The 12,982-nt window shown below is 59.2% G+C and carries 9 protein-coding genes; 6 read left to right on the top strand and 3 right to left on the bottom strand.

Features of this window, described 5'->3' with window-relative positions:
- Positions 1 to 179: 179 nt before the first annotated feature.
- Positions 180 to 512, bottom strand: a complete 333-nt coding sequence (locus HGP17_RS17320) for a hypothetical protein (protein WP_168811154.1) — start codon at positions 510 to 512, stop codon at positions 180 to 182.
- A 335-nt stretch (positions 513 to 847) separates the two neighbouring features.
- Here HGP17_RS17320 and HGP17_RS17315 point away from each other — a divergent pair, with 335 nt between their 5' ends.
- Positions 848 to 1,633, top strand: coding sequence for a glycosyltransferase family 25 protein (locus HGP17_RS17315; RefSeq protein ID WP_246704136.1), 786 nt, complete (start codon positions 848 to 850; stop codon positions 1,631 to 1,633).
- Between the two features lie 80 nt (positions 1,634 to 1,713).
- Here the strand turns inward: HGP17_RS17315 and HGP17_RS17310 are convergent, their stop codons facing one another.
- Positions 1,714 to 3,696: a nucleoside-diphosphate sugar epimerase/dehydratase gene (locus HGP17_RS17310; RefSeq protein WP_168811150.1), complete on the bottom strand. Its 1,983-nt coding sequence runs from the start codon at positions 3,694 to 3,696 to the stop codon at positions 1,714 to 1,716.
- A gap of 212 nt (positions 3,697 to 3,908) precedes the next feature.
- A complete protein-coding gene (locus HGP17_RS17305) occupies positions 3,909 to 5,582 on the bottom strand; it encodes a GumC family protein (RefSeq protein ID WP_168811148.1) in 1,674 nt (557 codons plus the stop codon).
- Between the two features lie 192 nt (positions 5,583 to 5,774).
- Between HGP17_RS17305 and HGP17_RS17300 the strand changes: the two genes are divergently transcribed.
- From HGP17_RS17300 to HGP17_RS17280, 5 genes are all read left to right on the top strand, one after another.
- Positions 5,775 to 6,854 (top strand): glycoside hydrolase family 5 protein, encoded by a 1,080-nt coding sequence (locus HGP17_RS17300; protein ID WP_168811146.1) that lies wholly within the window; start codon positions 5,775 to 5,777, stop codon positions 6,852 to 6,854.
- An 89-nt stretch (positions 6,855 to 6,943) separates the two neighbouring features.
- Positions 6,944 to 8,179: a hypothetical protein gene (locus HGP17_RS17295; protein WP_168811144.1), complete on the top strand. Its 1,236-nt coding sequence runs from the start codon at positions 6,944 to 6,946 to the stop codon at positions 8,177 to 8,179.
- Between the two features lie 154 nt (positions 8,180 to 8,333).
- Positions 8,334 to 9,218 (top strand): formyltetrahydrofolate deformylase, encoded by an 885-nt coding sequence (purU, locus tag HGP17_RS17290; protein WP_168811142.1) that lies wholly within the window; start codon positions 8,334 to 8,336, stop codon positions 9,216 to 9,218.
- Positions 9,219 to 9,306: 88 nt separating this feature from the next.
- Positions 9,307 to 9,858 (top strand): hypothetical protein, encoded by a 552-nt coding sequence (locus HGP17_RS17285; RefSeq protein WP_168811140.1) that lies wholly within the window; start codon positions 9,307 to 9,309, stop codon positions 9,856 to 9,858.
- A gap of 133 nt (positions 9,859 to 9,991) precedes the next feature.
- Entirely contained in the window at positions 9,992 to 12,919 is a 2,928-nt protein-coding gene (locus HGP17_RS17280) for an aminotransferase (RefSeq protein ID WP_168811968.1), read from the top strand.
- The last annotated feature ends 63 nt before the right edge of the window (positions 12,920 to 12,982 follow it).

The following is a 12,982-nucleotide window of genomic DNA, read 5'->3' as shown; positions in this document are numbered from 1 at the left end:
TTACGTAATTTATTTTCGTAAGCTTGGGGCAAATTTTCGCATTCGTCAACGACGTTCGCGCATTTACCCTGAAACATGAAATTTATTTTCAGATTATCGCCTGAGAAATGCTCAGGCTTTAGATAGGAACGTGCACCGTTTTTGCCTGGATTGCTACTTATTTCAGCAGGTGGCGGGCGTTATCTATCCGGGCCGTTATACTGCCAGTACTGATAGTTCGGCTTTCTGGTGCTGCTCGAAATCACGCCGTCCTGTTCGCAGACATACCCCAAACGAGGCATACCCCTGTAGAAATAACCCCTATAGAATTCTTCCGGATGCAGGGTGGTCGTGCGGCACTGAAACTTCTCGTCGGCCGCCATTTTGGGTGCCTTGACGCCCGGCAGATTTTTATAGGGGTAGACGGGCGCAACATAGGGCTTGGGTATGAGCGGATTGTCAGCAAACGCGGTAGCCGGCGCAAGGCCGGCAAAGACCAGAGCGACAATGGCGATTTTCGATTTGATCCGCATGAAAGCTAAGCTCCGTTACCCATGCGATCGCGGCAAGCGCGGCGCACCACTAAAATATAGTAGGGCCTGCGCTGACAGCCAACGGTTCGTCTGTCAAAATCGCCGTGAAGCATCAAGCTTTGGCTCGGCGCAGATCCATTCACGCTACGTTACACCAAATAAAATGCTTTTATCTGCTAATGCAACATTTGCGAGTAATCCGGATTTGCGACAATTCACAAGGATGTTATATAGTGCGAGAATTGTCATCTTAGCAGTTGTTCGCACGCTTTCTGTTTGCAGGAGTAACAGTCATTCTCGAACAGATTGATCGCATCCCTCACTTGGCCGAGCCTTTGACTGCTGAGAACGTGGAACAGCAATTGCGCATCTATGTCATCAATCTCGATCGATCGCGCGATCGTTGGGAACGCCTTCGCGGCCAAGCCGAGGACTATGGTCTCGATGTCATTCGCATCGAGGCGGTCGACGGCCGCGAGGTAGCCGAAGCGGATCGCCTCGACTTCCACCCAAAATCCTTCATCTACCACAATGGGCGCAAGCTTCTGGCGGGCGAATACGGCTGTTATCGGAGCCACCTGCTGGCGCTGGAGCAATTCGTTGCCAGCGAGGACGAGATGGCCATCATCATGGAAGATGATGTCGAGTTGAACGAGCGCCTGATTGCGCGCGCGACCGCGGCGATGAAGAGCGTCGATGGCGCTCGCCTCGTCAAGCTCGTCAACCATCGCCTGGTCGGTTTCAAGCCGATTTGCGAGACCATCGAGAACGATATTATTGGTCGCTGCATGCATGGCCCGCAGGGGTCGGCTGCCTGTTACGTCGTCAACCGCAAGGCGGCCAAGAAGCTGCTGGTGACATTGAAGCCGATGCTGCTTCCTTACGATGTTGCGCTCGAGCGCGGCTGGTCCACCGGTGTCGAGACCTTCGCCACGTTTGAAAACATCCTCGCCTTCAGCCCCCACCGCGCCGACACCACCATCGGCAAGCGCGTCCATTACCGCGCCGTGAAGCGGCATTTCCTGCTACGCATGACGGCACATTGGTTCCGTACCTGCGATCAGCTGCGCCGCTGGCGTTATGCAATGCGCGTCAAGCCGCGGACGAATAAACACAGCTAAAGCGTACAGCCTCGTGTCGAACGAGGCCATGGGAACGCATGACGCTCGTTGGTCTTCGATACGTTGAGCTGGCAGGTGCTTTACAGTTGCGCGACGTTGTCGAGGTTGGGCTGACCCACACCTAACTCCGCTTCACGTTCGCGATAGACCAGATCCACCACTTCGCTGCTTGGGGCATAGCCCGAGACGAGCTTTTGCAACAAGGCTCGTGCCAAAGGTATGTCATTCTTGTCGAGCGCCGCCTCGAGTGCGGCAAGACGCTTCGAAAGCTCCGGCCATGGCAGAAAATCTTCTTTGGCATGCATGATCCGCGGGTGGCTCGTCGCCTGCGGATTGTCGCCGATCAACAATTCCTCATAGAGCTTTTCGCCCGGCCTCAAGCCGGTAATCTCCAGCTCGATATCGCCATCCGGCTCATATTCGTCCCGCACGGTCAGACCGGATAGCTCCACCATGCGCCGTGCAAGATCGGCGATGCGTACTGGCTCGCCCATATCCAAGAGGAAGACATCGCCGCCGGCCGACATCGCGCCGGCCTGGATGACAAGCTGCGACGCCTCGGGAATGGTCATGAAATAGCGGGTGATGTCAGGATGCGTCAGCGTAATCGGGCCGCCATCTCGGATCTGCTGGCGGAATAGCGGTACGACGGATCCCGAGGAGCCAAGCACATTGCCGAAGCGAACCATGGCAAAATTGGTACCCGCCACACCCGGCTTGCGATCGGCGTCCATTGCCTGCAACACCATTTCCGCCAAACGCTTGCTGGCACCCATGATGTTGGTCGGGCGAACGGCCTTATCCGTGCTGATCAGGACGAAGTCCTCAACACCATGCTCGCGGGCCGCTTCAGCCGCAATCTGGGTTCCAAGCACATTGTTGCGGATGCCTTCGACCGGATTGTATTCGACGAGCGGCACATGCTTGTAGGCGGCAGCATGATAGACGGTCTTCGGCCGCCAGGCCTCCATGATCTGCCCGATCCGCTGGCCGTCCCTGACGGAGGCGAGGAAGGGAATGATGCGGATATCGGGATAGCCGGCGGAAACGGCCGATTTTTCCAATTCGCCGTGAATGGCGTAAAGGCCGAATTCATTTTGCTCCACGAGCAGGATGGCGCTTGGGCCATTCTTGAGGATCTGGCGACAAAGTTCGCTGCCGATCGAGCCACCAGCGCCGGTGACCATGACCACCTTGCCCCGAATGTTCTTCTCGATCAGCGTGCGCTCCGGGGCGATCACGTTGCGACCGAGCAGATCCTCGATATCGAGCTCACGCAGGTCGGACACCGCAACGCGACCCTGGGCGAGTGCCGTCAAATCCGGCATGGTGCGCACCGTGACACGCGCCTTGCGCATCTGATCGAGGATTTCATTGCGTCGTTGCCGTGAGGCATTCGGTAGCGCCAGCAATACGTCCTTGATCTCGCTTGAGACGGCAAGGGCTGGCAGATCGACCGGATCGTAAATTGGCAGGCCGCCCATGATGCTGCCATGCAGGTTGCGATCGTCGTCGAGATAACCGACCACATTCAACTCGGCGCTGTTAGCGAGAGCGCCAGCGAGCTGTCGTCCCGAGGCGCCGGCGCCGTAGATCAACACTTTGGCGAGCTGATTGCGGTTCAGCAGGCGCTGATAAGCGTTGCCGAGCCAATAGCGCGTCCAGATGCGCGACAGACCGATGGCGATGAGCAGCAGCAACGGCTGCAATATGCCGACCGTGCGCGGCACACCCGGCACGCTGATGGCGGTAAAAATCGTCATGAAGGCAAGCGCGTAGATCGCCACCGCCTTTAAAACCGTGACGAATGCCGAGAGGCCCGCATAGCGGAAAATCGCGCGATAAAGCCCCAGGACGATAAAAATAGGCAGCGCGAGAAGAAGCGAGACGATCGCCGGCAGCCATTCGATCCCTTCGAGGATGACCCAATCGTCAAGACGCAGACAGTAGGCAAACCAGACCGTCAACACACAGAGGCTGGCATCGACGATCAAGGCAAGCGCACGCTTGGTCGAGCGTGGCAAAGCCAGAAACGGCAGAACGAGCTTATCCGCAGGCACCATCGGTCACAGCCCCCCGGTGCCGGTCATCAAAGCGACATGCCAGTCTTCTCGCATAGATTGTCTCACGGTGCGCCGCGTGATGCATCATGATTGCGTCATATTGCATTAGCAGATTTCAATTCATTCCAGCGCCGATTTACATGTAGATCAGCCGGCGCACAATTGCATCTATGATATTGTAGGAGCCGCTTATCCCGAAAGATCCGAAAGGATTACTTGCCGATATAGCTGCGAATGACGGGATGACGAAAAAGGCCCATGAGAATGGCAAACGCCATGCCCAGCCCGGCACCGAAAAGAACGCCCGCAATCAGGCCCGCCACCATCATCACATTACGGCCAGGGCCGTCCGCCTTGAGCGGCGGTTCCGCTTCAGAAATCACCCGGATGTTGCTTTGCGACAAATCCTGCGCGTCGCTCGTTTGGCCGGAACGCTTCAGGAGTGCCTCATAGATATCGCGGGTGGCGGTGGCCTTGCGCTGAAGTTCATTCAGGCCGACGAGCTTGCTTGAGGTGTTGACCTGCGATGCCTTCTGCACCGCCAGCTCCTTGGCGATGTCCTGTTCGGCTCGCTGCGCCTGCTCGTAATCGGCGCGCGCTGATGTCATCTGGCGTTGCAATTCGCTGCGGATTTCTCCTGCAAGGCTATCCAGCGAGGATTTGGCCGCGAGCAAACGCGGATGGCGCGCGCCAAGCTGGCTCTGCAGGCTGCCGACATTGGCGGCGAGCGTCGCATATTGCTGACGCAGACTGCTGAGCGCCGTCGAGCCCGAATTGGCGGCCGGATTGTTGGGATTGCTGGTGACCACATCTTCGAAGCTGAGCTTGCCGGCCGCATCTGCCCGCGCCTTTGCCTCGATCGTTCGCTGCTGTGCCGTCACCAGCATATCGTTCAGCGCAGTCAAGCGCTTGTCGGAGATGAGATTGCCCTCTACGGCAACCATGTCATTATCGGCACGATAGGACTCGACCGCCTTCTCGGCTGCGAGCACCTGCTGCCGAAGGTCTTCGAGCCGGCTGTCGAGCGCACTGTTGCTCGTCTTGAAGCTTTTTGCGACGGCGCCGCTCTCTTCCTCGATAAAGGATGGGAACAACTGATTGGCGATAGCGGCCGATTTCTGGGGATCACCGGTCGTCACCTTCGCGGTCACGACATAGGTGCTGGCCTCACGGGCAATCACCACGGCCTTGGCCAGTGCGGCCGTTGCCGTGTATTTCGCCGCTTCACCGGTGGCTCCACCACTAAAGCGCGGATCCTGATCGAGCTTCAGCGCATCGACCACCCGCCCGAGAACCTTGCCCGAAGACAGGATCTGCGTCTGGCTGTCGATCATCGTCGTGATCAGTTCCGGCGGTGTGGGCGACTGCTGCGTGGAATCGGTACCGCCTGTTGGCCGCGGATCGAAATAGAGGCTCGTTTCCGCCGTGAACTTCTGCGGAATGAGGGGAATAACGGCAGCGCCCACCGCGCCGAAGACTACCGCCAGGCCAAGAACGATCAGCTTCCCTGCCCAAATCGAACGGATGGCGGATCGAAGGTCGAGCAACGGCTCGTCCGCCGTCGGCGTAACTATGGAATGGCTGACGACCTCCGTCTGCGCGACCACGGCAGGCTCGGGAGCGGCCGAAGGTGCTATCGGCTCTGCAACAGTATGCGAAACCGGCTCGGCTTGCGGCTCAACTCTGCGCGTCAGGTTTTCAGGTGGAGGCGTGACGGGTTCGCGCGCTTCTGGCGAGGCAGCAGCAGGCTCATCATCCGTCACAAAATCCCGCGGACGCAAGACGGGGCTACGCGGGCGGAGGCCATCGCGCCGCGCATCGGACGAGTCTGTATCGCGCCAACCGGGAAGTCGGTCCGATCTCTTGCTTCGTTCCATTGAGCTCATGCCACTTTCAGTGCTCGGCAGGCGAACCCCACGTTGCGGATGCGCTGAGTTTAGAAACGTTTGTCTAACGGAACATTAAGGACGCTCCAAGGAAATCGCAGGTGCGGTGCATCGGAATGGCCGCCTTCATCATTGCTCAACATCATGCTCCCTATGAAAGAGCCAAATCCGTGCGAGAGGCAGGAGAATGCAATGACCGTATCGATGACGAAGGCTCTGCGGCTCATGACGGCGGCGACAGTTCTGCTGGCCTGCACGGCTACGGCTGATCGCGGCTTCGCCGCTGCACAACTCTGCTATCGCGGCATCAATATTTCCGGTGCGGAATATGGCGAGCGCGGCGGCGCGCCCAATGCCAACTACGTCTATCCGTCGGAAAAGACCGTGCGTTACTTCGCCGCTAAGGGCATGAATGTCGTGCGCATCCCCTTCCGTTGGGAGCGGCTGCAGCCGGTGCTGGGCCAACCCCTCGATGGAGACGAGCTGCAGCGGCTGAAAGATGCTGTTGATCTCATCCAGAAAAATGGCATGGCTGTCGTCCTCGACCCGCATAATTACGGCTATTACGACAAGACCCAGCTCAAGCAGGCACCGGCGACGGACATTGCCTTCGGCGATTTCTGGGCAAGACTCGCGGTGGAATTCTCCAATCGGAAAGGTGTCGCCTTCGGCCTGATGAACGAGCCGCACGACATCAAGGCGCCGGACTGGCTCGATCTCGCCAATACCGCCATCCGCAGCATCCGCACGGTCGGTGCCCGCAATCTCATCCTCGTGCCCGGCACCAACTGGACCGGCGCACATAGCTGGAATGCCGATGCGCTTGGCGGCGGTTCGAACGGCACCGTCATGCTCGGTGTCAAGGATCCTCTCGATTTCTACGCCTTCGAATTCCACCAATATCTGGATGCCGACAGCTCCGGCACGCATCCCGTCTGCGACGGCACCGACGGCGCAACAAAGGGCATGAAAGATGTGACGGACTGGTTGCGCAAGAACGGCAAACGCGGCTTCCTCGGCGAATTCGGCATCGCCGCAAACGATCAATGCCTGAGCGGCCTCAAGCAGGTGCTCGACGTCATGAATACGAACAGCGACGTTTGGCTCGGATGGACCTACTGGGCGGCCGGCGACTGGTGGTCGCCCGAAGAACCGCTCAACGTCCAGCCGCGTGATGGCCACGACAAGCCGCAGATGAAGGTTCTGGCCGAGGGCTTGAGCAAGAAGAGTGCATCGGCGCCGGCATGCGCACTGGTCAAGCCTGGGAAATAACGCAGGTCAAACCCCGAGCCTTTGCCGCGAATCAACCGGCTGATATGCTAAGTCACGGTTGAAGAAGACGCCAAGATCTCGGATGTTTCATGCAAAAGCCAGGCGAAAAGCAGCCCATAAACATCGTCATCCTTATCGTCTCGCTGCTGGCGGTCCTGTATAATTGCATTCTCGCGTTCATAAATCACAACATCACGCCGCTGACGCCGAATTCGGTCGTCATGAGCGAGGTGCTGCTTCAGCTGACGAGTTTCGCCTACATTCTCAAGAAGGGGATTTACGAAGAGGACCTCGCGCCGCTTCTCTATCTCATATTGACGATCCTGTTGACCGTCTTCGTGATTGCCATCAACAAGCAGGCCTATATCGATCATCTTCGCAACGTGATGATCATCTTCTCGTTTTCCATCATGGGCAGGCTCTGCAACGAGCGCACCCTGAAACTGACGTTCAAGCTTTCCTGCATTGCCGTGCTGGCGGTGCTCATCTGCGAGATCGTGTCGGTGAAGGAATATGTCGCGCTCTTTCACCCTGCGGAATATTTTCAGAACACGCGTGGCGTGCCGCCCGCTACTTATAGCGATCTTGGTCTGTTTCGCGGAGCCCTGGGCTTCGAGGGCCGGTTTTCCTTTGGTCTGATCGACCACCGGTCGTCCTCGATTTTCCTGGAGCAGGTCTCGCTGGCCAACTTCTGCGGCGTGATGGTTCTTTATCTGATCAGCTTTTCCAATCGCTTGCGCTTGTTCGACCGGCTGCTGTTCTTCTCGACCGTCGTGCTGATCCTTTTGACGAACGATACGCGCACGATGCTGATCTTCAGCCTCATCTGCGTCGGTGGCTATTTCATCTACCCCTGGTTTCCGAAGATGCTCGACCTTTTCACCATGCCGGTGATCATCGTCGTCGGCTTCGTGATCCACGCGCTCAAACCGACCGTGACGGGCGACAATTTCGTGGGGCGCATCAACGGAACGATCAAGGCCTTCCTTGGCATGGACCTGAAGAGCACCATCGGCCTGCAGCTTGATCAGGTCGGCATCTTCTTCGACAGCGGCTATGTTTATATCATATACGGCGCCACGATCTTCGGGCTCATCCTCTTTTGGCTTTACGCCTCGCTCTATCCGGGCGGCGAGACCGTCAACCAGCGGCGCCTCGGCCACGCCCTTTCCCTCTTCCTGTTTCTCAACCTGATGATCGGCTCGACGGCGATCTTCTCTATGAAGACCGCCGGGCTGGTCTGGCTCCTGGTCGGCTTTCTGAAGTTCAACGAGGGCACCCAGACCAGGCAACCGCGAAAGCTTTCGCTGGCCACCAGCGGCTGAGGCGGGGATGCGCCGTTCGAAGGCGCAATAGGAACGGCTTTTTTCTCGCCAGCCTGCCTAAATTAACGTCGAAAGCTGACTGGGCGGAAGGTATTTCCCACACCTGCGAATTCATTTATGCAGGCGGGCATCCTCGGCATAAGAGAGAACCAAGATGAAGAGCTATGTACTGACAGTTGCGTGCAAATCGACGCGCGGGATCGTTGCGGCGATATCGAACTATCTCGCCGAACAGGGCTGCAACATCGTCGACTCCAGTCAATTCGACGATCTCGATACCGGCATGTTCTTCATGCGGGTCTCCTTCATCTCCGAAGAGGGTGTTGCGGACGCCGCACTGGTCGAAGGCTTCAAGCCGATCGCCACCAAGTTCGAGATGGTCTCGGAGATCCATGATGCCAAGAAGCGCATGAAGGTGCTGCTCATGGTGTCGCGCTTCGGCCATTGCCTGAACGACCTGCTTTACCGCTGGAAGATCGGTGCGCTGCCGATCGACATCGTCGGTGTCGTCTCCAACCACTTCGAATACCAGAAGGTCGTCGTCAATCACGACATTCCCTTCCACCATATTCCGGTGACCAAGGCCAACAAGCCGGAAGCGGAAGCGCGGATCATGGACGTGGTCGAGCAGACCGGCACGGAGCTGATCGTGCTGGCGCGCTACATGCAGATCCTGTCGGACTCCATGTGCCAGAAGATGTCCGGCCGCATCATCAACATCCATCACTCCTTCCTGCCGTCCTTCAAGGGCGCCAACCCCTACAAGCAGGCCTATGAGCGCGGGGTAAAGCTGATCGGCGCGACGGCGCATTATGTTACCGCTGATCTCGACGAAGGTCCGATCATCGAGCAGGACACGGCGCGCATCACGCATGCGCAGTCGGCCGAGGATTACGTCTCGATCGGCCGTGACGTGGAAAGCCAGGTGCTGGCCCGCGCCATCCACGCGCACATCCATCATCGCAACTTCATCAACGGCAACCGTACCGTCGTCTTCCCGGCAAGCCCAGGATCCTACGCATCAGAGCGGATGGGGTGAGGCGCAAGCGCGCCAACACCCTTTTCTTTTTGTCGCGAAGCACGATTTGATAGTCCCGATATCGAATCATCCGGCACAAGGAAAAGACATGCCATTTCATCGCGGTGGAACGCTGCTGCTCGCGGCGTTTCTTCTGAGCACGGCAGTCGCGCACGCTGCCACGGAAGAACAGGATCCTTCGAAAATCGATCTGGCCAAGCTGATCGAATGCACGACCTACGACGTGCCGAGCTACAATACGTTCGGCATGTGGCTGACCGGGCCTGAAAGCGCCACGGCCATGAAACAGTTCGGTATAACCGAGCTGCCATCGAGAAACCCGCTCCTCAGAGAATTCCAGCTCGCAGCTCCGGTGAACGTCTTCGGCCGGCAGACGACCAGGATCGCCTTTGCCTCCAGTGGGCCTCTGGCCGTGCTCGACGAGCCTGATCCGCACCCGCTTGCAAAGACGCTCGGCGTCGCGGCAACAGTCGATCAGCCCGACAAGTTCCTGGGGGCGAAGGAGATCTTCGCGAAGAAGGAGCAGATGGAAAATTCCGATACGGTGCTCGACACGCGCATCTCCCTCAACGTCTCCACGGATAACAGCCATCCAGGCAAGACGCTGGCCGGTTGCAGCTATTCCATCGAGGTCGAATAAAGCGGTGCGTCTAGCCGGGCGCGATCTGCGGCCTATCTTCCTCCTAAATGCTCGACCACCTATCTGTTTTGGGTGATTTTCTTTAGTATGGAATGGTTTAGTGTCGACGCAGATGAACCATCCGGGGGATGCCATGGCCGACGACGCGCTCGCAAATCGCATGCAACTGCCAAGACCGGATACCACCCCGGAAGAAGCGGCCGAAATTCTGCAGACCCATTACGGGCTGAGCGGCACCTTGAGTGAACTCGGCAGCCAGCAGGATCGCAACTATCGCATCGATGCCGGCGATAATGCCTATGTGCTGAAAATATGCCGCGCCGAATATGAGCTTGTCGAGTTGGAAGCGCAGAACGCCGCGATCCGCCATCTGCGGGCCAAGCCGGATGCCCCGCGCGTGCCCGATATCATTCCGTCCTTGAACGGGCGGGACATTCTCGCCTTGACCATCCGGGAGCAGGACTACCTTGTGCGGCTTCTCGGCTTTCTCCCCGGTCAGACGCTGACGCGGCGCAAGCATCTGCCGCAAGCCGTCGCTGCCGGGCTTGGCGCGCTTTCGGCGAAGCTCGCGCGCGACCTTGCCGATTTCGATCATCCCGGCCTGCACCGGAGCCTGCAATGGGATTTGCGTCGGGCAGGCCCGGTTGCCGTGCAGCTCCTGTCGGCAATTACCGATCACGAGGCACGGGACCGTATCGCCAAGGCCATGGTGGCTGCGGTCAAGCGCATCCAGCCCCTGGCGAGCGGCTTGCGTGTGCAGCCTGTGCATCATGACGTCACCGACGACAATGTCGTCAGCCATCCCGATGCGCACGGACAGCAGGTGCCGGACGGTGTCATCGATTTCGGCGATATCATCCAGGGCTGGCTCGTCGGCGACCTTGCCGTCACCTGCGCTTCGCTGCTGCATCACGCCGACGGCAACCCGTTTTACATTCTTCCTGCCATCAAGGCCTATCACGCGATCTATCCGCTGGAGGAGGCGGAAGCCAAGGCATTGTGGCCGCTGATCGTCGCCCGCGCCGTCATTCTGGCCGCCAGTACCGAGCAGCAGCTGGCCATCGATCCCGACAACGACTACGTGCGCGGCAATCTCGATTTCGAACGTGAGATCTTCGATGTCGCAACCGAAGCACAGCCGGATGTGATGGAAGCGGCGATCCTCCGCGCCATCGGCTTCGATGTCGCGCCGATCGCGACGGAAGGCTGGACGGCGCTGCTGCCGGATCTGGATCGACAAGGGATCGTCGCGGTCGACCTTTCCGTCACCGGACCCGACTTTCTCGACGGCAACTGGCAAAAGCCGGATATGGACTGGCGACTGCTGGCGCAAGCAGCCATCGCATCCGGCGCGGCGGCGACCCGCTACGGCGAATTCCGTCTCTCTCTCGGCGCGCCGCGCAGCATGACCGCCCCCCAGAACTTCGCCCTGCACAGCGACATTTGCCTGCCTGCCGGCACGACCGTTGCAGCACCCTTCGCCGGGCTTCTGCAGCGCCAAGGGCATCACCTCGTTCTTGCCGGCGAGGACATAAGCCTGCATCTCGACGGTATCGAGACCACTCTCGACGATGGCGCACCCATCGAAGCCGGCGCAACGCTCGGGACGATCGGTAGCGAGGGATCGGCAATCGGCGGATTGCGCGTGCAGCTTTGCCGCGTGCCGACGCTGGAGCCGCCACTCTTTGCCACGGCGGATCAGGCCGAAGGCTGGGCAGCTATATGCCCCTCGCCCGCAGCCCTGCTTAACCCCTCCTGCGAGGCGCCGCGGCCGGATGCCGGCGTCCTGCTTTCCTTGCGCAATGCACGCTTCGCCAAGCCGCAAAAGCACTATTACGAACTGCCGCCACAGATCGAGCGCGGCTGGCGCGAATTCCTGTTCGACATACAGGGGCGCTGCTATCTCGACATGGTCAACAACGTCACGACGCTCGGCCATGCCCATCCGAGGCTGACGGCGGCGGTTGCGCAGCAATGGTCGCGGCTCAATACCAACTCCCGCTTTCATTATTCCGCCGTTGCCGAATTCTCCGAGCGGCTGGCGAAGCTGGCGCCGGACGGTCTCGACAGCGTTTTCCTCGTCAACAGCGGCTCGGAGGCCAATGATCTCGCCATTCGCCTTGCCTGGGCGCATACGGCAAAGAAGAACATTCTCTGCCTGCTGGAAGCCTATCACGGCTGGACCGTCGCGAGCGATGCGGTCTCCACCTCGATCGCCGACAATCCGCAGGCGCTGACGACGCGGCCGGACTGGGTGCATCCGGTCCTTTCGCCCAACACCTATCGCGGTCCCTTTCGCGGCCCCGACTCGGGACCGGACTATCTGAACGACGTGACGGCCAAATTGCAGGCGATCGACGAGAAGGGCGAAGGTATCGCAGGCTTCATCGCCGAGCCGGTGTATGGCAATGCCGGCGGCATCGCATTGCCTGAGGGCTACCTTGCCGCAGTCTACGACGCTGTTCGCGAGCGCGGCGGCCTCTGTATCGCCGATGAGGTGCAGGTCGGCTATGGCCGTCTTGGAGAGCATTTCTGGGGCTTCGAGACGCAAGGCGTCACACCCGATATCATCACCATCGCCAAGGGCATGGGCAACGGCCATCCGCTCGGCGCGGTCATCACCCGCCGCGAGATTGCCGAGTCATTGGAAAAGGAGGGTTATTTCTTTTCCTCATCCGGCGGCAGCCCGGTCAGCTGCGTTGTCGGCTTGACTGTTCTCGACGTCATCGCGGATGAAAATCTGCAGGAGAATGCCCGCGTCGTCGGCGACCGGCTGAAGGCTGGATTGATCGCACTGATGGAGCGCTACCCGCTGATCGGCGCGGTGCACGGCTCCGGTCTCTACCTCGGCGTGGAGTTCGTTCGTGACCGTGAAACGCTGACGCCGGCCACCGACGAGACGGCCGCGATCTGCGACCGGCTGCTCGATCTCGGCGTCATCATGCAGCCGACCGGCGATCACCTGAATGTGTTGAAGATCAAGCCGCCGCTTTGCCTTGCACCCGAAAGCGCCGATTTCTTCGTGGAAGCCCTGGAAAAGGTGCTTCGGGACGGATTTTGATACTTTCGCTGCGCCGTTAACCATTGAGGTGATTTGGCGGCGAGCGAATTTTAGTGCGGTTGG

This window comes from Rhizobium sp. P38BS-XIX (genome assembly GCF_012641435.1).
GTDB lineage: Bacteria > Pseudomonadota > Alphaproteobacteria > Rhizobiales > Rhizobiaceae > Rhizobium.
The sequence above is the reverse complement of the archived record's forward strand: the minus strand, read 5'-3'. Positions and strand labels throughout refer to the sequence as shown.

Coding starts and splice junctions, on each gene's coding strand:
- HGP17_RS17320 (WP_168811154.1), bottom strand. CDS start 512: ATGCGGATCAAATCGAAAATCGCCATTGTCGCTCTGGTCTTTGCCGGC.
- HGP17_RS17310 (WP_168811150.1), bottom strand. CDS start 3,696: ATGGTGCCTGCGGATAAGCTCGTTCTGCCGTTTCTGGCTTTGCCACGC.
- HGP17_RS17295 (WP_168811144.1), top strand. CDS start 6,944: ATGCAAAAGCCAGGCGAAAAGCAGCCCATAAACATCGTCATCCTTATC.
- HGP17_RS17280 (WP_168811968.1), top strand. CDS start 9,992: ATGGCCGACGACGCGCTCGCAAATCGCATGCAACTGCCAAGACCGGAT.
- HGP17_RS17305 (WP_168811148.1), bottom strand. CDS start 5,582: ATGAGCTCAATGGAACGAAGCAAGAGATCGGACCGACTTCCCGGTTGG.
- HGP17_RS17300 (WP_168811146.1), top strand. CDS start 5,775: ATGACCGTATCGATGACGAAGGCTCTGCGGCTCATGACGGCGGCGACA.
- purU (WP_168811142.1), top strand. CDS start 8,334: ATGAAGAGCTATGTACTGACAGTTGCGTGCAAATCGACGCGCGGGATC.
- HGP17_RS17285 (WP_168811140.1), top strand. CDS start 9,307: ATGCCATTTCATCGCGGTGGAACGCTGCTGCTCGCGGCGTTTCTTCTG.